This is a genomic window from Pseudomonas aeruginosa (genome assembly GCF_001457615.1).
GTDB lineage: Bacteria > Pseudomonadota > Gammaproteobacteria > Pseudomonadales > Pseudomonadaceae > Pseudomonas > Pseudomonas aeruginosa.
In genome coordinates this window covers 192,222-212,074 of the sequence record NZ_LN831024.1, presented here as the reverse complement: position 1 = coordinate 212,074, position 19,853 = coordinate 192,222, and the positions used below count along the sequence as shown (strand labels likewise).

The 19,853-nt window shown below is 68.5% G+C and carries 18 protein-coding genes; 16 read left to right on the top strand and 2 right to left on the bottom strand.

Annotated features, from left to right (window positions below; translation table 11 throughout):
- Window positions 1–147: 147 nt before the first annotated feature.
- The 3 genes from AT700_RS00940 (at window position 148) to atsA (ending at window position 4,298) form a co-directional block, all read left to right on the top strand.
- On the top strand, window positions 148–1,764 hold the full coding sequence (locus AT700_RS00940; RefSeq protein WP_003106694.1) for an ABC transporter permease: 1,617 nt from the start codon (window positions 148–150) through the stop codon (window positions 1,762–1,764).
- A complete protein-coding gene (locus AT700_RS00935) occupies window positions 1,761–2,600 on the top strand; it encodes an ABC transporter ATP-binding protein (protein ID WP_003117229.1) in 840 nt (279 codons plus the stop codon). The genes AT700_RS00940 and AT700_RS00935 overlap by 4 nt, the downstream gene beginning before the upstream one ends.
- A gap of 87 nt (window positions 2,601–2,687) precedes the next feature.
- On the top strand, window positions 2,688–4,298 hold the full coding sequence (gene atsA, locus AT700_RS00930) for an arylsulfatase AtsA (RefSeq protein ID WP_003118592.1): 1,611 nt from the start codon (window positions 2,688–2,690) through the stop codon (window positions 4,296–4,298).
- Window positions 4,299–4,397: 99 nt separating this feature from the next.
- Here atsA and AT700_RS00925 read toward each other — a convergent pair whose 3' ends face one another.
- The gene (locus tag AT700_RS00925) at window positions 4,398–5,150 is read right to left on the bottom strand and encodes a 3-oxoacyl-ACP reductase family protein (protein ID WP_003106691.1); all 753 of its coding nucleotides are present in this window, start codon (window positions 5,148–5,150) and stop codon (window positions 4,398–4,400) included.
- A 116-nt stretch (window positions 5,151–5,266) separates the two neighbouring features.
- On the opposite strand from AT700_RS00925, the gene AT700_RS00920 reads away from it, so the two are divergent.
- From AT700_RS00920 to siaD, 13 genes are all read left to right on the top strand, one after another.
- Window positions 5,267–6,199 carry a LysR family transcriptional regulator gene (locus AT700_RS00920; RefSeq protein ID WP_003083951.1) on the top strand — a complete coding sequence of 311 codons (933 nt, stop codon included), beginning with the start codon at window positions 5,267–5,269 and terminating at the stop codon, window positions 6,197–6,199.
- Window positions 6,200–6,379: 180 nt separating this feature from the next.
- Entirely contained in the window at window positions 6,380–7,564 is a 1,185-nt protein-coding gene (cttP, locus tag AT700_RS00915) for a trichloroethylene chemotactic transducer CttP (RefSeq protein WP_009875676.1), read from the top strand.
- A 197-nt stretch (window positions 7,565–7,761) separates the two neighbouring features.
- On the top strand, window positions 7,762–8,127 hold the full coding sequence (locus AT700_RS00910) for a response regulator (protein ID WP_003083943.1): 366 nt from the start codon (window positions 7,762–7,764) through the stop codon (window positions 8,125–8,127).
- Window positions 8,128–8,154: 27 nt separating this feature from the next.
- Entirely contained in the window at window positions 8,155–10,074 is a 1,920-nt protein-coding gene (locus tag AT700_RS00905; RefSeq protein ID WP_048520700.1) for a chemotaxis protein CheA, read from the top strand.
- Complete coding sequence (locus AT700_RS00900; protein ID WP_003083938.1) at window positions 10,061–10,546, top strand: chemotaxis protein CheW; 486 nt, start codon at window positions 10,061–10,063, stop codon at window positions 10,544–10,546. The genes AT700_RS00905 and AT700_RS00900 overlap by 14 nt, the downstream gene beginning before the upstream one ends.
- 35 nt (window positions 10,547–10,581) lie before the next feature.
- Complete coding sequence (gene aer2, locus AT700_RS00895; RefSeq protein ID WP_003112650.1) at window positions 10,582–12,621, top strand: aerotaxis transducer Aer2; 2,040 nt, start codon at window positions 10,582–10,584, stop codon at window positions 12,619–12,621.
- Between the two features lie 69 nt (window positions 12,622–12,690).
- Complete coding sequence (locus AT700_RS00890) at window positions 12,691–13,533, top strand: CheR family methyltransferase (RefSeq protein WP_003102222.1); 843 nt, start codon at window positions 12,691–12,693, stop codon at window positions 13,531–13,533.
- A gap of 5 nt (window positions 13,534–13,538) precedes the next feature.
- Complete coding sequence (cheD, locus tag AT700_RS00885; RefSeq protein WP_003102220.1) at window positions 13,539–14,141, top strand: chemoreceptor glutamine deamidase CheD; 603 nt, start codon at window positions 13,539–13,541, stop codon at window positions 14,139–14,141.
- A gap of 19 nt (window positions 14,142–14,160) precedes the next feature.
- The gene (locus tag AT700_RS00880; RefSeq protein ID WP_023131024.1) at window positions 14,161–15,210 is read left to right on the top strand and encodes a protein-glutamate methylesterase/protein-glutamine glutaminase; all 1,050 of its coding nucleotides are present in this window, start codon (window positions 14,161–14,163) and stop codon (window positions 15,208–15,210) included.
- A gap of 262 nt (window positions 15,211–15,472) precedes the next feature.
- On the top strand, window positions 15,473–17,464 hold the full coding sequence (gene siaA, locus AT700_RS00875; protein WP_009875673.1) for a biofilm regulation protein phosphatase SiaA: 1,992 nt from the start codon (window positions 15,473–15,475) through the stop codon (window positions 17,462–17,464).
- A gap of 8 nt (window positions 17,465–17,472) precedes the next feature.
- Entirely contained in the window at window positions 17,473–18,015 is a 543-nt protein-coding gene (gene siaB, locus AT700_RS00870; protein WP_003083916.1) for a biofilm formation regulator kinase SiaB, read from the top strand.
- A gap of 26 nt (window positions 18,016–18,041) precedes the next feature.
- Window positions 18,042–18,422 carry a biofilm formation regulator SiaD modulator protein SiaC gene (gene siaC, locus AT700_RS00865; RefSeq protein WP_003102215.1) on the top strand — a complete coding sequence of 127 codons (381 nt, stop codon included), beginning with the start codon at window positions 18,042–18,044 and terminating at the stop codon, window positions 18,420–18,422.
- Window positions 18,423–18,428: 6 nt separating this feature from the next.
- Window positions 18,429–19,256 carry a biofilm formation regulator diguanylate cyclase SiaD gene (siaD, locus tag AT700_RS00860; RefSeq protein ID WP_003083910.1) on the top strand — a complete coding sequence of 276 codons (828 nt, stop codon included), beginning with the start codon at window positions 18,429–18,431 and terminating at the stop codon, window positions 19,254–19,256.
- A gap of 6 nt (window positions 19,257–19,262) precedes the next feature.
- Here siaD and AT700_RS00855 read toward each other — a convergent pair whose 3' ends face one another.
- On the bottom strand, window positions 19,263–19,853 hold the full coding sequence (locus AT700_RS00855) for an IMPACT family protein (RefSeq protein ID WP_003102213.1): 591 nt from the start codon (window positions 19,851–19,853) through the stop codon (window positions 19,263–19,265).

The window sequence follows — 19,853 nt, the reverse complement described above, 5'->3', positions numbered from 1 at the left end:
AGTATGACAGGCCGCACGGGCCTCTCCGCGTCATATGCAGCCAGAGCATGGAAAATATTCTCCAAATGCATTTGCCGCTGCCTGGGGCCTTTCTTTAAATGGCCCTTCTTAGCGAAAAAATGCATTTATTCGGCGATTTATATTCCCATGAAGAATATCGATAAAACCCTTTCGCCCGCCTGGAGCCGGCCCCTGCCGCGCCTGGCGCCGCCGCCCTCCGCGGCTTTCGCCCGGCGCCTGGGGGACGGCCTGCTGCCCTGGTTGCTGCCGCTCGGGCTGGCGCTGCTGTGGTGGGTCGCCAGCCATCGCCACTGGATGTCGGCCCAGGTGCTGCCAACTCCCGAGCTGGTCTGGCAGAGCGCCCGCGAGTTGCTCGCCGGCGAACTCTGGAGCGAATTGGCGATCAGCCTGCGGCGCCTGGCCTGGGGCCTGCTCGCCGGGGTCGCCAGCGGCGCCGCGCTAGGCGCCTGGCTGGGCTTCAGTCCGCGTGCCGAGCGCCTGGTCTTCCCCACCTTCAGCGCCCTCGCGCAAATCCCCACGCTGGCCTGGATCCCGCTGTTCATGCTGTTCTTCGGCATCGGCGAACTGCTCAAGCTGGTGGTGCTGGTGAAAGCGGTCGTGGTGCCGGTGACCATCCATACCCTGGTCGGCGTGCGCGACGCCCAGCCCAAGCTGCGCGAAGCCGCCGCAGTACTGCGCCTGCCGCCACGCCTGCTGGTCTGGCGGCTGATCCTGCCGGCGGCGCTGCCGGCCTTCCTCACCGGGCTGCGCCTGGCCCTGGCGCAGGGCTGGACCTCGCTGCTGGCGGTCGAGTTGCTGGCTTCCAGCGAGGGTATCGGCTACCTGATGGTGCAGGGCCGGCAACTGTTCATGCTCGACATCGTGTTCGTCTGCATCCTCATCATCGGCCTGGTCGGGGTGGGCATGGACCGCGCCATCCAGTGGCTCGACCGCCGCCTGCTGCACTGGCCGCAAGCCGCCACCGGCGAATTCCGCCGGCGCCCGCCGGGACGCGGCTGGCAGCGCCTGCAGGTGTGGCTGCCGCCGCTGGCGCTGCTGCTCCTGTGGCAGTCGGCGAGCAGCGCCGAATGGGTCGATCCGGCGATCCTCGCCAGCCCTCTGGAAGTGGCGCGGGCGACCTGGAGCGGAGCGCTCGACGGCAGCCTCCCAGGCGCCCTGTTCGACAGCCTGAAGCGCACGCTCGGCGGGCTCCTGCTGGGCGGCGGCCTGGGTTTCCTCGGCGGCCTGCTGCTCGGCCTGTGGCGCCCGGCGGAACGCTTCTTCGGCCCCACTTTCGCGGCACTGCGGCAGGTGGCGATCTTCGCCTGGGTACCGCTGCTCACCGCCTGGTTCGGCCTGGGCGAACCGGCCAAGCTGACGTTCGTCGCAATCGCCGCCTTCTTCCCGCTGCTGCTGGCCACCCAGCGCGGCATCGCCAGCCTGCCGCCGAGCCTCGGCGAGGCGGCCCGGGTGCTGCGCCTGGGTCCCTGGCGACGGCTGCTCCGGCTGGTCCTGCCGGGTGCCGCCCCGTCGGTGTTCGCCGGCCTGCGCCTGGCGCTGATCTACGCCTGGCTGGGAACCATCGGCGCCGAGTACTTCATGCCCTCCGACGGCGGCATCGGCAGCCTGATGATCGGCGCCCAGCAATTGTTCCGCATGGACCTGATCGGCGCCGGCATGCTCCTGGTCGGCCTCACCGGCGCCCTGCTCAATGCCCTCGGCCAACGCATCGAAGCGCGCGCCACGCGCTGGAGACACGCATGAACGCATTCACCGCGCCCGCCACGGGCACCCCGCTGGTCAGCTTCCGCCAGGTGCGCAAGCACTTCGCCGTGGACGGCCGGCGACTGGAAGCGATCCAGCAGTTCGACCTGGAGATCGGCGAGGGCGAGTTCATCGCCATCGTCGGCGCCAGTGGCTGCGGCAAGTCGACCCTGCTGCGCCTGCTGATCGGCCTGGACCGCGACTACGACGGCGAGATCCGCGTCGACGGCCGGCCAATCGCCGGCATCGGCGGCGAACGCGGCATCGTGTTCCAGGAGCACCGCCTGTTCCCCTGGCTGACGGTGCAGCAGAACGTCGCCCTCGGCCTGGTCAACGAAGCCCTTGGCGAAACCGACAAGGCGGCGCGGATCGACGAATACATCCGCCTGGTCGGCCTGCACGGCTTCGAGCGTGCCTACCCGCACCAGTTGTCCGGCGGCATGGCCCAGCGCGTGGCGATCGCCCGTGGCCTGGTGGCCAGCCCGCGCCTGCTGCTGCTCGACGAGCCGTTCAGCGCCCTCGACGCCCTGACCCGCCAACAGTTGCAGGAAGAGTTGCTGGCGATCCGCCGGCGTACCCGTATCACCACCCTGCTGGTCACCCACGACGTCGAGGAGGCGCTCTACCTGGCCGACCGGGTGGTGGTGATGGAGCCACGTCCGGGGCGGATCAGGCGGGTGGTCGAGGTGGGCCTGGCGCATCCGCGCGAGCGCGGTGGCTTCGACTTCCTGCGCCAGCGCGAAGCGCTGCTGCACGAACTGACCGCCGACGGCGAGTACGTCGCGCCGCCGCCGCGACGGGTGGAAAACCTGCCCTTCGAATTCCTCGCTTGCTGAAAAGCCCCTTGCCCTGGCCCTTTCCCCCTGCGGGAAGGGCGGGGGCGAGGGCCCCACCTTCTCCTCCCATCCAGACGAGACCCGCGCATGAGCAAACGCCCCAACTTCCTGGTGATCGTCGCCGACGACCTGGGCTTCTCCGATATCGGCGCCTTCGGCGGCGAGATCGCCACGCCGAACCTCGACGCCCTGGCCATCGCCGGCCTGCGCCTGACCGACTTCCACACCGCCTCGACCTGCTCGCCGACCCGCTCGATGCTGCTCACCGGCACCGACCACCACATCGCCGGGATCGGCACCATGGCCGAGGCGCTGACCCCGGAACTGGAAGGCAAGCCGGGTTACGAAGGGCATCTCAACGAGCGCGTGGTGGCGCTGCCGGAGCTGCTCCGCGAGGCCGGCTACCAGACCCTCATGGCCGGCAAGTGGCACCTCGGCCTGAAGCCGGAACAGACGCCCCATGCACGCGGTTTCGAGCGTTCCTTCTCGCTGCTGCCGGGCGCCGCCAACCACTATGGTTTCGAGCCGCCCTACGACGAAAGCACTCCGCGCATCCTCAAGGGTACGCCAGCGCTCTACGTGGAAGACGAGCGCTACCTCGACACGCTGCCGGAGGGCTTCTATTCCTCCGACGCCTTCGGCGACAAGCTGCTGCAATACCTCAAGGAGCGCGACCAGAGCCGGCCGTTCTTCGCCTACCTGCCGTTCTCCGCGCCGCACTGGCCGCTGCAAGCGCCGCGGGAGATCGTCGAGAAGTACCGCGGTCGCTACGACGCCGGTCCAGAAGCGCTGCGCCAGGAACGCCTGGCCCGGCTCAAGGAGCTGGGCCTGGTGGAAGCGGACGTCGAAGCCCATCCGGTGCTCGCCCTGACCCGCGAGTGGGAGGCCCTGGAGGACGAGGAACGGGCTAAATCGGCGCGGGCGATGGAGGTCTATGCGGCGATGGTCGAGCGCATGGACTGGAACATCGGCAGGGTCGTGGACTACCTGCGCCGGCAGGGCGAGCTGGACAACACCTTCGTCCTGTTCATGTCCGACAACGGCGCCGAAGGCGCCCTGCTGGAGGCGTTCCCGAAATTCGGCCCGGACCTGCTGGGCTTTCTCGACCGGCACTACGACAACAGCCTGGAAAACATCGGCCGCGCCAATTCCTACGTCTGGTATGGCCCGCGCTGGGCCCAGGCGGCCACCGCACCATCGCGCCTGTACAAGGCATTCACCACCCAGGGCGGGATTCGCGTGCCAGCGCTGGTGCGCTACCCGCGGCTAAGCCGGCAGGGTGCGATCAGCCATGCCTTCGCCACGGTGATGGACGTCACCCCGACCATCCTCGACCTCGCCGGTGTCCGCCACCCAGGCAAGCGCTGGCGCGGCCGCGAGATCGCCGAGCCGCGCGGCAGGTCTTGGCTGGGTTGGCTTTCCGGCGAGACCGAGGCGGCCCACGACGAGAACACCGTGACCGGCTGGGAGCTGTTCGGCATGCGTGCGATCCGCCAGGGCGACTGGAAGGCGGTGTACCTGCCGGCCCCGGTGGGCCCGGCCACCTGGCAGCTCTACGACCTGGCCCGCGACCCGGGCGAGATCCACGACCTCGCTGACAGCCAGCCGGGCAAGCTGGCGGAGCTGATCGAGCATTGGAAGCGATACGTCAGCGAGACCGGTGTCGTAGAGGGGGCTTCGCCTTTCCTGGTGCGATAAGCGGAACCTCTCCCCTCGCCCTCTCCCTTCAGGAGGGAACGTCTGGCCAGAAGGTCGGGGAGAGGGGCTACTTCGCCGGGTGGAACGAGGCGACCCGGGTCAGGCCGAGAAACCGCCATCGATGGTCAGGCTGGCCCCGGTGATGTAGGCCGCTTCCGGCCCGGCCAGGTAGGCGACGAAGCTGGCGATTTCCTCGCTGCGGGCGTAGCGCGGCAGCGCCATCAGGCCCTTGAGGGCCTCGGCGAAGTCGCCGTCGTCCGGGTTCATGTCGGTATCCACCGGACCCGGCTGCACGTTGTTCACCGTGATCCCGCGCGGGCCGAGGTCGCGGGCCAGGCCCTTGGTCAGGCCGACCAGCGCCGACTTGCTCATCGCGTAGGTGGCGCCGCCGGCGAACGGCATGCGTTCGGCATTGGTGCTGCCGATGCTGATCACCCGCCCGCCGTCGCCCATGTGCTTGACCGCCGCCTGGGTGGCGACGAAGACGCTGCGCACGTTGATCGCCAAGGTCCGCTCGAAGTCGGCCAGCGGCAGCTCTTCCACCGAACCGAGGGCGAGGACGGCGGCATTGTTGACCAGGATGTCGATGCGTCCGAAGCGAGCCGCCGCTTCGTCGACGGCGGCGACGAGCGCCGCCGCGTCGGCGCTATCGGCATGCAGGGCCAGGATGCTGGCTCCGGCGCCTTCGAGTTCGGCCGCCAGGGCCCGGGACTTGTCCGCCGAGCTGACGTAGGTGAAGGCGACGCTGGCGCCTTCGGCGGCCAGCCGACGAACGATGGCGGCGCCGATGCCGCGGGAACCGCCCTGGACGAAGGCGACTTTGCCGGCGAGGGATGCAGAGGATACGGACATGGAAATCTCCATCGGAGTGGATAGACAGGCCCCGAGTTTCCGTCGTCCATTGCAGACCTGGTAGCGGGTAATCGCTATATTCAGCCGATACCAATGGTTTATGCGGGCCCTTTCCCATGGAAACCCTCAGCAACATCCAGTGCTTCGTCCGCAGCGCCGAGGCCGGTAGCTTCGCCGAGGCCGCCAGGCGCCTGGGCCTGACGCCGGCCGGGGTGGGCAAGAACGTCGCCCGCCTGGAAAGCAACCTCGGCGTGCGCCTGTTCCAGCGCAGCACCCGGCGCCTGACCCTGACCGAAGCCGGGGAGCGTTTCCTGCAAGAGGTCGGCGGCAGCCTGGAGGGCATCCAGACCGCTCTCGCCAACGTCTCCAGCGTCGGCAACCAACCCAGCGGCACGTTGAAGGTCAGCATGGGGCTGGCCTTCGGCCGCGACTACATCCTGCCGCTGCTCGGCGAGTTCCTCGAACGCTATCCTGACATCGTGCCCGACTGGCATTTCGACAATCGCCAGGTCGACCTCATCGGCGAAGGCTTCGACGCCGCCATCGGCGGTGGTTTCGAACTGCCGCCCGGGGTGGTGGCGCGCAACCTGACGCCGGGCCACCTGATCCTCCTCGCCTCGCCCGCCTACCTCCGCGACAAGCCGCCAATCCGCCATCCAGGCGACCTGGGCGGCTTCGACGGGATCCGCATCCGCTCGCCGCAGACCGGCCGCGTGCGCTCCTGGCCGCTGCGCCGGCGCAACGGCGAGGAGGCGCCGATCGAGCTGCGCGAACGCATGACCATGAGCGACCCGGAAGCCACCTGCGAGGTCGCCGCCATGGGCCTGGGCATCACCCTGGTATGCATGCAGCACGCCTATGCCTACCTGGAGTCCGGCGCCCTGGTGCGGGTCCTGCCGGACTGGTACGTCGACGCCGGCAACACCAGCCTCTACTACGCGGCGAATAAGCTGCTACCGGCCAAGACCCGGGTCTTCGTCGACTTCGTCGTCGACTACTTCCGCCGCCAGGACCTGGCCCGGCGCTTCTCCGCCTTCCCAACCGGCTAGCGCCAGCCATCCGTCGCCTCGGCAAACGGGAAAAGGCCCTGGCACCGGCCTCGCCGGAAAAACGGCAGTTTGACATTACCGATTGGGACTCTAGTTTTAGAAAACGCCGCCGACGAGCTTGGAAGGCGTCTTCCGCACGGTCCCGAGGGACCGCCTGGAAGCCCTGCTCCGATCCGGCACATGGAGTGCAGCATGCGCGAGTCCCTCGGTGTTTCGTTACCATCCCGGCCCCTGCTGCTGAAGCTGGGCCTGCTTTCCCTACCCTGGGCGTTGTGCGCCGGGCTGCATGCCGTCGGCCTCGGCGTCTGGCTGGTCCTGGCGCTCGGTTGGTTCGCCAGCCTGGCCATGCTCGTCCTCCTCCTGCGCGCCCCTCGGCAAGCGGTAGCGAATGCCAACCCGCAGGCGGATGCCGCTTCGCCGGCCTGGAGCGCGGCGCAACGGGCGCTCGCCGACGAAACCGCGCAACTGGACGGTCACGCCCGGCAGATCGACGAACTGCTGCATTCGGCGATCCGCCAGCTCAGCGACAGCTTCCACGGCCTCGCCGAACGCATCGATACCCAGCGCGGCCTGTCCCATTCGCTGATCGAGCGCTACGACGGGCGCGGCCAGGTCGACGAAGGCATCAACTTCCAGGACTTCGTCAGGACCACCCAGCAGACCCTCAGCCTGTTCGTCGAGGCTACCCTGGAAACCAGCCGGACCTCGCAGCAACTGGTGGAACGCATGGACCAGGTGCGGCTGAAGATCACCGAGATCCTGCAGTCGACCCAGGACATGGACGCCATCGCCAAGCAGACCAACCTGCTCGCCCTCAACGCCGCCATCGAGGCCGCCCGAGCCGGCGAGAGCGGCCGCGGCTTCGCCGTGGTCGCCGATGAGGTGCGCGCGCTGTCGACCCGCTCCACGGAGTTTTCCGCCGCCATCCGCAAGCACGTCGACGTGGTCCACCACGAGATCCAGGACGCCGAGAGCGCGATCTCGCAACTGGCCGACAAGGACATGTCCTTCGCCCTCGATTCCAAGCACAAGATCCAGGGCATGCTCGATGACCTGGAGGCGATGAACCGGCACACCCTGAAGGTCATCCACGAACTGGACCGGCTCTCGCTGGAAGTCGGCCAGGGCGTCGACGCGGCGGTCACCGCCCTGCAATTCCAGGACATGGGCAGCCAGTTGCTCGGCCAGATGCGCAAGCACCATGCGCGTCTTGGCGCCTTCGCCCTCGGCCTCGGCGCGCTGGAGGCGCGACCGCGCCAGGAATGGCCCGAACGGGTCGCACGGGAGGTCGAGGAACTGCGCCGGCCCTTGCCCAGCCCGGTGAGCCAGAACAGCGTCAACGTGGGCGAAGTGGAATTGTTCTGAGGGGTATCGATAGCCAATCCGTCTAACCGGATAACTATCCGACGAGAAACCGGCGCCAATAATTGAAATCCACCGGACATTGTCTTTACTGGAGCTAGCAAAGGGCCATCAGAGCCCTCCGTCACAGCCACCTGGCACACACCACCTTCGCCGCCGAGCTTGGCGCTGCGGTAGGGACACCGTGAGGACGCAAGACCATGGGCAAACCGATTCTGATCGTCGACGACTCGGCGTCTATCCGCCAGATGCTGAGCTTCACCCTGAAGTCCGCCGGCTACGAGGTGGACGAGGCCGCGGACGGCAAGGAAGGCCTCGGCAAGGCCCAGAGCAAGAGCTACAGCCTGGTGTTCACCGACCAGAACATGCCGAACATGGACGGCCTGTCGCTGATCCGCAGCCTGCGTAACCTGGCCGGCTACCGCAGCGTGCCGATCCTCATGCTGACCACCGAATCGAGCGACGCGATGAAGCAGCAGGGACGCAGCGCCGGCGCCACCGGCTGGCTGGTGAAGCCGTTCGACCCGCCGAAACTGCTCGAAGTGACGCGCAAGGTCCTGCCCTGATTCCCGTTCCCCCGCGGGGGAGGTCCCATGCCCCAGGATATGAGCCAGTTTCTCCAGGTGTTCTTCGAGGAAACCGAGGAACACCTGGCCACCCTCGAACTCCTCCTGATCGGTCTCGACCTGGACCGGCCGGACAGCGAGACGCTGCACGGCATCTTCCGCGCCGCGCATTCGATCAAGGGTTCCAGCGGAATGTTCGGTTTCGACGACATCACCGCCGTCACCCACGAACTGGAGACCCTGCTCGACCGCATCCGCTGTGGCCAGATGCACCTGCGGCCGGACATGATCAGTTCCTTCCTCGAAGCCCGCGACGTGTTGCAGCGCCTGCTCGACGCCCATCGCAGCGGCAGTCCCGACCCCGGGGTGCCGTTACTGGAGACGGTCGAGCGGCTGCGCGGCTGGCTGCGGGTGCCGGAGCAGGAAGCGGCGGAGGAAGGCTTCGGCCTGTTCGACGACGCGCCCGCCAGGGAAACCGCGGACGACGATGCCTTCGGCTTCTTCGACGAAGGCCCGGGCGCTCCGGAACGAGCGGCCGCGCCGGAAGCGTTCGGGCTCTTCGACGAGGCGCCCGGCGCACCGGCCGCGAGCGAAGCGTTCGGCCTCTTCGATGAGGCACCGGGTTCCCCACCGGCGGAGGAACGCGCCTTCGGCCTGTTCGACGGCGCCCCCGGCAGCCCCGCCGCGCCCAGTGCGCCCGCGCAAGCCGTCGCCGCGCCGGCCAGGGGCGCAGTCGCGCCCGTGCGTGGCGACGGCGAGTCCGGCTCGATCCGGGTCAGCGTGGAAAAGATCGACAGCCTGATCAACCTGGTCGGCGAACTGGTGATCACCCAGGCCATGCTCGGCCAGCTCGGCGAGCAGCTCGACCCGAGCCGCCACGAGCGCCTGCAGCACGCCCTGGCCCAGCTCGAACACAACACCCGCGACCTGCAGGAGTCGGTGATGTCGATCCGCATGCTGCCGATCAACTTCATCTTCAGCCGCTTCCCCAGGCTGGTGCGCGACACCGCCACGCGCCTGGGCAAGCAGGTCGAGCTGCACCTGTACGGCGAGCACACCGAACTGGACAAGAGCGTGATCGAGAAACTCAGCGATCCGCTCACCCACATCGTCCGCAACAGCATCGACCACGGCATCGAAACGCCCGCCGAACGCCTCGCCGCCGGCAAGCCGGCGAGCGGCACGGTGAAGCTCGCCGCCAGCCACCAGGGCGGCAGCGTGGTGGTGGAGGTTTCCGACGACGGTCGCGGCCTGTCGCGTCCACGCATCCTCGCCAAGGCCCGCGAGCGCAACCTGCCGGTGCATGACGGGATGAGCGACGCCGAGGTCTGGCAACTGGTGTTCATGCCCGGCTTCTCCACCGCCGATACGGTCACCGAGCTGTCCGGACGCGGCGTCGGCATGGACGTGGTGAAGCGCAACATCGGTGCCATGGGCGGGCGCATCGACATCGACTCGGCGCCCGGCATGGGCACTCGCATCGGCATCCGCCTGCCGCTGACCCTGGCGATCCTCGACGGCCTGATCGTCGCCGTCGAAGCGGTCAACTACGTGATTCCGCTGACCTACATCGTCGAGTCGCTGCAGGCGCGCAGCGACGACGTGCGCGGTCTCGGCGGCGAAGACAACGCGATGATCCGCGTACGCGGCGAGTACCTGCCGCTGTTCAGCCTGCACGAGCTGTTGCGCATCGGCGGCGAAGCGCCGGCGCCGGAGCAGGGCATCGTGGTGATCCTCGAGTCCGAGGGGCGCAGCTTCGCCCTGCAGGTGGACGAACTGGTCGGCCAGCAGCAGGTGGTGATCAAGAGCCTGGAACAGAATTTCCGCCGTGTGGAGGGTATCGCCGGCGCCACCATCATGGGCGACGGCAGCGTCGCCCTGATTCTCGACGTCGATGCGCTGCCACGCCTGGCGGCGCGGGAGGACACCGCCGATGAACGGCACTGAGGCAAGCCAGGCGAACGGCCCGGCGCAGGAATACCTGACCTTCACCCTGGGCCGCGAGGAGTACGCCATCGACATCCTCCGCGTGCAGGAGATCCGCGGCTACGACCAGGTCACCGCGATCGCCAACGCGCCGCCCTTCATCAAGGGCGTGATCAACCTGCGCGGGGCGATCGTGCCGATCGTCGACCTGCGCATCAAGTTCCACCTCGCCGAGGTCACCTACGACCCGTTCACCGTGGTGATCATCCTCAACATCGGCCGGCGCATCGTCGGCGTGGTGGTGGACTCGGTATCCGACGTGATCGCACTGGGCGGCGACGCGATCAGGCCGCCGCCGGAGTTCGGCGCCAGCTTCGACACCGAATACCTGCTCGGCCTGGCCACCGCGGGCGAGCGCATGTTGATCCTGGTGGACATCGAGAGACTGATGACCAGCCGCGAAATGGCGCTGGTCGACGAAGCCGCGGCCTGAGCGGCGCCAACGAGGGATAGGCAGGGGATATCGAAATGGGTCTGTTCAATGCACATGCGGTGGCGCAGCAACGCGCCGACCGGATCGCCACGCTCCTCCAGTCGTTCGCCGACGGCCAGCTCGACACCGCCGTCGGCGAGGCCCCGGCGCCCGGCTACGAGCGTCTCTACGACAGCCTGCGGGCGCTGCAGCGGCAACTGCGCGAACAACGCGCCGAACTCCAGCAGGTGGAAAGCCTGGAGGCGGGGCTGGCGGAGATGAGCCGCCAGCACGAAGCCGGCTGGATCGACCAGACGATTCCCGCCGAACGCCTGGAAGGTCGCGCGGCGCGCATCGCCAAGGGCGTCAACGAACTGGTGGCCGCGCACATCGCGGTGAAGATGAAGGTGGTCAGCGTGGTCACCGCCTACGGCCAGGGCAACTTCGAGCCGCTGATGGACCGCCTGCCGGGCAAGAAGGCGCAGATCACCGAAGCCATCGACGGCGTTCGCGAACGCCTGCGCGGGGCCGCCGAGGCGACCTCGGCGCAACTGGCCACGGCGGCCTACAACGCGCGGATCAAGAGCGCGCTGGACAACGTCTCGGCCAACGTGATGATCGCCGACAACGACCTCAACATCATCTACATGAACCGCACCGTCAGCGAGATGCTCGGTCGCGCCGAAGCGGATATCCGCAAGCAACTGCCGAACTTCGACGCCGGCCGCCTGATGGGCGCCAACATCGACGTGTTCCACAAGAATCCGGCGCACCAGCGGCACCTGCTGGCCAACCTCACCGGCGTGCACAAGGCCGAGCTCAACCTCGGCGGCCGGCGCTTCTCCCTCGACGTGGTGCCAGTGTTCAACGACGCCAACGAACGCCTCGGCTCCGCCGTGCAATGGACCGACCGCACCGAGGAACACCGCGCCGAGCAGGAAGTCTCGCAACTGGTGCAGGCGGCGGCCGCCGGCGACTTCAGCAAGCGCGTCGAGGAGGCCGGCAAGGAAGGCTTCTTCCTCAGGCTGGCGAAGGACCTGAACAGCCTGGTGGATACCGCCGACCGCGGCTTGCGCGACGTCTCGCGGATGCTCGGGGCGCTGGCCCAGGGCGACCTCACCCAGCGCATCGAGGCCGACTACCAGGGCACCTTCGGCCAGCTCAAGGATTTCTCCAACGACACCGCACAAAGCCTGTCGCGGATGCTCGGGCAGATTCGCGAGGCCGCCGACACCATCAACACCGCCGCCAGCGAGATCGCCAGCGGCAACGCCGAACTGTCGGCGCGCACCGAGCAGCAGGCGTCGAGCCTGGAGGAAACCGCCTCGAGCATGGAAGAACTGACCAGCACGGTGAAGCTCAACGCCGAGAATGCCCGCCAGGCCAACTCGCTGGCGGCCAATGCCTCGGAAGTGGCGACCCAGGGCGGCACCGTGGTGCAGAAGGTGGTCAGCACCATGTCCTCGATCAACGAGTCGGCGCGCAAGATCGCCGACATCATCGGGGTGATCGACGGCATCGCCTTCCAGACCAACATCCTCGCCCTCAACGCCGCGGTCGAGGCAGCCCGCGCCGGCGAGCAGGGCCGCGGCTTCGCGGTGGTCGCCGGGGAAGTGCGCACCCTCGCCCAGCGTTCCGCCGCCGCGGCCAAGGAGATCAAGACGCTGATCTCCGACTCGGTGGACAAGGTGGAGAACGGCAACACCCTGGTGGCCCAGGCCGGACAGACCATGAGCGACATCGTGGTGGCGATCCGCCGGGTCACCGACATCATGTCGGAGATCGCCGCCGCCTCCGCCGAGCAGAGCACCGGCATCGAAGAGGTGAACAGCGCGGTCTCGCAGATGGACGACATGACCCAGCAGAACGCCGCGCTGGTGGAGGAAGCCGCGGCCGCGGCCGAGGCCATGCAGGAGCAGGCGGGCCTGCTCAACCAGTCGGTGGCGGTGTTCAGGCTGGACACTCCGCCGAGCGTGGTCCAGCTCGCCAGCGCGCGGCCGTCCGCGCCACGCCCCAGCGCGCCGGCGCCGCTGGCCCGCAGCGGCATGGCGCGGGCCAGCAAGGCGCGCAAGGAAGACGGCTGGGAAGAGTTCTGAGACCACGCCGCGCCTCCGCCAGGCGGAGGGCGGCAAGCCCTTAGGGTCGACCAGGGAAACCCGACGCCAATGCCCACCTCCACGCCTTCGCCGGTGTTCGGCAACCAGGAGTTCCACTACACCCGCGAGGACTTCCAGCAAGTACGCGAGCGGCTCTACCGGCTGACCGGCATCAGCCTGGCCGAGAGCAAGGCGCAACTGGTCTATAGCCGCCTCTCGCGGCGCCTGCGCCTGCTGCGGCTCGGCAGCTTCGCCGAATATTTCACCCACCTCGACCGCGAGCCGGGCGAGCAGCAGTTGTTCGTCAACGCGCTGACCACCAACCTCACCGCATTCTTCCGCGAACGCCACCACTTCCCCCTGCTCGCCGACCTCGCCCGCCGCCAGTTGCAGCGGCATCGCCCGCTGCGCATCTGGTCGGCGGCGGCGAGTACCGGCGAGGAACCCTATTCGATCGCCATCACCCTGGTGGAGGCGCTGGGCAGCTTCGATCCGCCGGTGAAGATCGTCGCCTCGGACATCGATACCGGGGTGCTCGACTGCGCCCGCCAGGGCGTCTATCCGCTGGAGCGCCTGGAGCAGATGCCGGCGCCGCTGAAGAAACGCTTCTTCCTCCGCGGCACTGGGCCCAACGCCGGCAAGGCGCGGGTGGTGGAGGAACTGCGGCAACTGGTGGAGTTCCGCCAGATCAACCTGCTGGAGGCAGACTGGTCGATCGCCGGGGAACTCGACGCGATCTTCTGCCGCAACGTGATGATCTACTTCGACAAGCCGACCCAGACCCGCCTGCTGGAACGCATGGTGGCCCTGCTGCGGCCGGAGGGCCTGTTCTTCGCCGGGCATTCGGAGAACTTCGTCCACGCCAGCCACCTGGTGCGCTCCGTCGGCCAGACCGTCTACAGCCCGGCCTGATCGCGATGAATCTCCAGGCCCGGGAAGGCGCGCCGCTGAACCGCTACTACGATCCGTACTTCGCCTGCGATGCGGTGAAGCTTTTGCCCGGCGAATACTTCGCCAGCGGCGAAGACCTGGTGATCGTCACCGTGCTCGGCTCCTGCGTCTCGGTGTGCCTGCGCGACCCGCTCAACGGCATCGCCGGGATGAACCACTTCATGCTCCCCGAGCGCGGCCTCGGCGGCGACCCGGCCTCGCCGTCGGCGCGCTACGGCAGCCACGCCATGGAACTGCTGATCAACCGCATGCTGGCCCTCGGCGCCAGCCGCGAGCGCCTGCAGGCCAAGGTCTTCGGCGGCGGCTCGGTACTGCGCCAGATCAGCGCCGCCATCGGCCAGCGCAACGTCGAGTTCACCCTCGACTACCTGGCCACCGAGCGTATCCCGCTGCTCGCCAGCGACGTGCTGGAGGCCTTCCCGCGCAAGATCTACTTCTTCCCGCGCAATGGCCGGGTCCTGGTGAAGTCCCTGGTGGAGCTGAAGAACGACACCGTGCTGCAGCGTGAACGCGACTACCGCCGCCGTATCGACCGCAACGCGGACGGCGGCCCCATCGACCTGTTCTGACTCTCCGGGAGAGCCCGCCATGCCCATCAGTGTCCTGGTCGTCGACGATTCCGCCCTGATCCGCAGCCTGCTCAAGGAGATCATCCAGGCCGACCCGGAGCTGCGCCTGGTCGGCTGCGCGCCGGACGCCTTCGTCGCCCGCGACCTGATCAAGCAGCACGCGCCGGACGTGATCAGCCTCGACGTGGAAATGCCGCGAATGGACGGCCTGACCTTCCTCGACAAGCTGATGAAGGCGCGGCCGACCCCGGTGCTGATGATCTCCTCGCTCACCGAGCGCGGTTCCGAAGCCACCCTGCGCGCGCTGGAACTGGGCGCGGTGGACTTCATCGCCAAGCCCCGGCTGGGCATCGCCGAAGGCATGCAGGCCTATGCCGAGGAAATCCGCACCAAGCTCAAGACCGTCGCCCGCGCCCGCCTGCGCCGCCGTGCGGCGGACGCGCCGGCGCCGCCGGAAAGCGCGGCGCCGCTGCTCAGCACCGAGAAGATCATCGCCCTCGGCGCCTCCACCGGCGGCACCGAGGCGCTCAAGGAAGTGCTGCTCGGCCTGCCGGCGCACAGTCCCGGGGTGGTCATCACCCAGCACATGCCTCCCGGCTTCACCCGCAGCTTCGCCGAGCGCCTGGATCGCCTGACCCGGCTCAGCGTCAGCGAAGCGCGCGACGGCGACCGCATACTGCCCGGCCACGCCCTGGTCGCGCCGGGCGACCACCACATGGAGGTGCAGCGCTTCGGCGCCAACTACGTGGTGCGTTTGAACCGCCAGGCGCAGGTCAACGGCCACCGCCCGGCAGTGGACGTGATGTTCGAGTCGCTGGCTCGCTGCGCCGGGCGCAACCTGCTCGCCGGCCTGCTCACCGGCATGGGCAAGGACGGCGCGCGCGGGCTCCTGGCGATCCGCCAGGCCGGCGGCTACACCCTGGCCCAGGACGAGGCTACCTGCGTGGTCTACGGCATGCCCCGCGAAGCGGTGGAACTGGGCGCCGCGGAAGACGTGCTGCCGCTCGAACGGATCGCCGCCGCGCTGCTCCAGCAAGCCGCCCGGCGCGGCAGCGGCAACCGCCTCTGAGCGGGATTCTGGCCGGCCCGCTGCGCTTTTTCGCCGCCCCCCGCAACCTCCCCCGCCGAGACCCCGCCGACGACAGGCCCGAACCACGGGCCCTTGCCTGCTCGCCATCATTGTGACGTCAAATTAATGGCGAAATAAAACCAAATTACGTTGCCTGAAATAATGCACATCTGCACAATTGGCCCTTTCGCCAAAAGTTCGACACACGCTTTCGATCCATGATTTCGGCCGCGGGCCGGGCGAGAAACTGATAGGGATAGCCATGGCGGCGAACTGGGGGTTGCGCGGCAAATCGGTGGTGGCGCTGTTGCTGGCCTGTGCCCTGGCACTGGTCCCGGCGGTGCTGCTGGGCTGGCGCGCGATGGACGACATCCGTACGCACTTCGGCCTGGCCTACGCGAAGAACTTCACCCTGCTGCACCGGCAGAAGATCCTCGCCCCGGTCTCCCGCGAACTGGCGTTGTCGCGCCGTTTCGCCGAATCGGTGGTGACCCGCGACTGGCTGCTGAAGGAAGACGACCCGGCGCGCCGCGCGCTGTTCTTCCGCGAGGCCGAGGGCTACCGCGGCGACTTCCGCGACCACGCCTACTTCATCATCGCCAGCGGCTCCCAGCACTACTACTTCAACGACGGCCGCCAACCCTACAGCGAACGGCCGCGCTACACCCTGGAGGCCGGCGACCCGGAAGACGCCTGGTACTTCAATACCCTGCGCAACAGCGCCGCCTACAACATCAACGTCAATGTCGACAGCAAGCTGAACCTGACCAAGGTCTGGTTCAACCTGGTGATCCGCGACCAGGGCCGGCCCATCGGCCTGGCCGGCAGCGGCCTGGACCTGAGCGGCTTCCTCGACGACTTCATCATCGCCCGCGAGCCGGGCGTGACGCCGATGATCGTCGGCGACGACGGCGCCATCCAGGCCCACCCGGACCGCCGCCTGATCGCCTACAGCTCCGCCGCCGGCGGCGCCAGCGAACGCCACCGGGTGTTCGACCTGCTCGACCAGCCGGAACAGCGCGACGCCCTGCGCGAGGCCATGCGCCTGGCCCGCGCCAAGGCCGGCTCGGTGCACTGCCTGTGGGCCGGCCTCGACGGCCGCCAGCAACTCTTCGCCGTGGCCTACATTCCCCAACTGCGCTGGTACGTGCTCACCGCCGTCGACCTGCACGCCGCCCAGGTCCTCGACAACCGCTGGCTTTGGCCGCTGGCGGGCACGTTCCTGCTGTTGCTGGTGGCCCTGCTGCTGGGCTTCGCCTATGCCGTCGAGCGCCTGCTGTTGCGCCCCCTGCGCAGCCTCAAGCGCTCGGCCAAGGCGATCGCCGCCGGGCGCTACGACACGCCGCTGCCGCTGGCGCGCCAGGACGAGATCGGCTCGCTGTCGAAGGCCTTCGCCAGCATGGCCGACCAGGTCCGCCGGCACACCGCCGAGCTGGAAGACAAGGTCCAGGAGCGCACCCAGGCGCTGGAGGAAGCCAACCGCGAGATGGCCGCCGCGCAGAAGAAGATCGGCGACAGCCTCGACTATGCCAGCCTGATCCAGCGCGCGATCCTCCCCGACCGCCAGCTCAGCGCCACCCTCGGCGAGCATCACTTCATCCTGTGGAAACCGCGCGACGTGGTCGGCGGCGACTTCTACGTGTACCGCGAGCAGACCGACGGCTACCTGATCGGCGTGGTCGACTGCGCCGGTCACGGCGTGCCCGGCGCGCTGATGACCATGCTCGCCCGCGCCGCCATCGACCACGCCATCGAGGCGGTGGGCAGCCGCGACCCGGCGGCGATCCTCGGCGAGACCGACCAGGCGATGCGCAGCATGCTCAGCCAGGAGCAGATCCCCCAGGCGCTGGCCACCAACATGGATGCCGGGCTGGTCTGGGTCGACCGCCGGCGCCGCCAGCTGGCCTTCGCCGGGGCGAAGATCTCGCTGTACGCCAGCGACGGCGAGGAGGTCCAGGAACTCAAGGGCGCGCGCCGGGCGATCGGCGACAAGCGCCGTGGCGACTACCGCAACATCGAGGTACCGCTGGCGCCGGGCTGGACCTTCTACCTGAGCACCGACGGTTTCCTCGACCAGGCCGGCGGCGAACACGGCTTCGGCTTCGGCAGCCGGCGCTTCGCCGACATGCTCCGCGACCACGCGCGGCAGCCGCTCCCCGAGCAGGCCGAGGCCTTCGTGGCGACGCTCGCCGAGTACCAGGGCGAGCACCCGCAACGCGACGACATCACCATCCTGTCCTTCCGATTCGACTAGGGGCACCCATGGAAACGCTAGACCTGCTGGCCATGCGTGAAAGCTACACCCGCCAACGCATCCTGCTCTGCTTCAACGGACCGATCTCGCGCAGCCTGATCGAGGAGATAGGCCACGCGCTGCGCAACTACCTGCACGCCGAACAGGCCAAGCCGAGCGAAGCGATGGACGTCTTCGCGGTGTACATCGAGATGACCCAGAACATCCGCCACTACGCCAATCTCAAGGGCTACGGCGAACACGAGGCGGCGGCCACGGTAGCCATCGCCCGCAACGAGGACGGCCACTACGTGGTGTCCGCCGGCAACCTGGTGGAACGCGACGACGGCCAGAGCCTGGTGCGCAGCATCCAGGCCATCGCCAACCTCGACAAGGCCGCCCTCAAGGCCGCCTACAAGGAGCAGCTACGCCGCCCGCGCGACAGCGGCTGCGCCAGCGGAGCCGGTCTCGGCCTGCTGGACATCGCCCGCAAGTCCAGCGAACCACTGGCCGCATCGCTGAAGGAACAGCCCGACGGGCGCGCCTTCTTCAGCCTGCGCGCCGTGATCTGACCCCGTGTTTTAGGAAGAACACCATCATGAGTGACCTGCACATACCCGGCACCCAGTCCACGCCCGCCATCCAGGGCGACTGGCAGGCCGGACGCCTGTCCATGCAAGGCGATTCCTACCCGGAAAACTCCTATGAACTGTTCGGCCAGGTGATCGACTGGGTCGAGCGCTTCCTCGCCGCCGGGCAGCGGCCGCTGGAACTGGACCTGCGCCTGCTGTACCTGAACACCAGTTCGATCAAGGCCATGATGGACATCCTCGACCTGCTCGAAGAGGCCCACCAGGGCGGTCGCCCGGTCAGCCTGCGCTGGCACTACGACCGGCGCAACGAACGGGTCGCCGAGCTGGCCGAGGAGTTCCGCGAGGACTGCAGCTTCCCCTTCGCCATCCAGGCCCACGACGAGTAGCCGACGATGAGCCGCGAACGCGAACTGGACGCCTGGATCGACGGCCTGCTGGCCGATCCGCAGTTCCACGGGCATCCGCTGCACCAGGCGCTGGCCCGCCTGCGCCAGCAATCGCTGGAGCAACTGGTGCGGCTGGAGCGCATCGCCCGGATCTCCGACGGATTCCAGTCGATGGCGCGGGAGCAGAACCTGTCGCTGTCCGAGCGCTACCACAAGCAGCTGCGGCGCCTGGAAAAGGTGGCGCGGATCTCCGACCGCTACCAGCAGATGATGCGCGACCTCAACCTGGCGCTGAAGGAAGCCTCGATCCGCGACCCGCTGACCGGCCTGCCCAACCGACGCATGCTGCTGGAGCGCCTCAGGGAGGAGAACGAACGCTCCCAGCGCCACGGCCAGAGCTACGTGCTGGCAATGCTCGATGTGGACTTCTTCAAGCAGGTCAACGATACCTGGGGCCACGACAGCGGTGACCGGGTGCTGGTGGAAATCGCCCGGGCCATGGAGTCCGAGCTACGCGAATACGACCTCTGCGGCCGCTGGGGCGGCGAGGAATTCCTCCTGCTGCTGCCACAGACCCGCCTGCAGGACGCCGGCCCGGTACTCGAGCGGGTGCGCGACAGCGTACGGACCCTGGCGGTACGCGTCGGCACCGAGGCGCTGAGCGTCACCGCCAGCGTCGGCGTTACCGAACACCGCATCGGCGAAACCTATTCGCAGACCGTCAATCGCGCCGACGCCGCACTGCTCGACGCCAAGCGCAGCGGCCGCGACAAATGCGTGTTCGCCGCGCTCCCGCCGCTTCCTGCCCCTTCCCGCCCGGCTCCAGCGCGCTGAGCCTCCTCAGGCGTCCAGCCGCTGCGGCCGCACCTGGCCTCGGCTGAGGTCCACCAGCAGCGCCTGAAGCGCCTCGAAGCGCGCCACCGGCAACTCCAGGGTCAGGACGACGCCGTCGGCGCCGTAGTCTTCGGCCGCCACGCTGGCGCCCAGCGCCAGGCTGCGCGCCTTGAGCAGCGCGTGGTCGGCGAAGGCACAGGCGAAGCGCACCCGACAGCGCTCGACCAGCTCGCTGCGCGGCGCCTGCTGCAGGCACTTGGCCGCGCCGCCGCCATAGGCGCGGGCGAGGCCGCCGGTGCCGAGCTTGATGCCACCGAACCAGCGGCTGACCAGCACCGCCACGCAGTCCATGTCCTGTCCCTCGATGGCCGCCAGGATCGGCCGCCCGGCGCTGCCGCCGGGTTCGCCGTCGTCGCTGAAGCGGTACTGCGCGCCGCACTTCCAGGCCCAGCAGTTGTGTCCGGCGGAAGCGTCGCGGTGGGCGGCGATGAACGCCTGCGCCTCGTCCTCGTCGGCCACCGGCGCGGCGATGGTGTGGAAGCGGCTCTTGCGGATTTCCTCGCGGTATTCGGCGAGGCCTTGCAGGGTGCTCGGCAT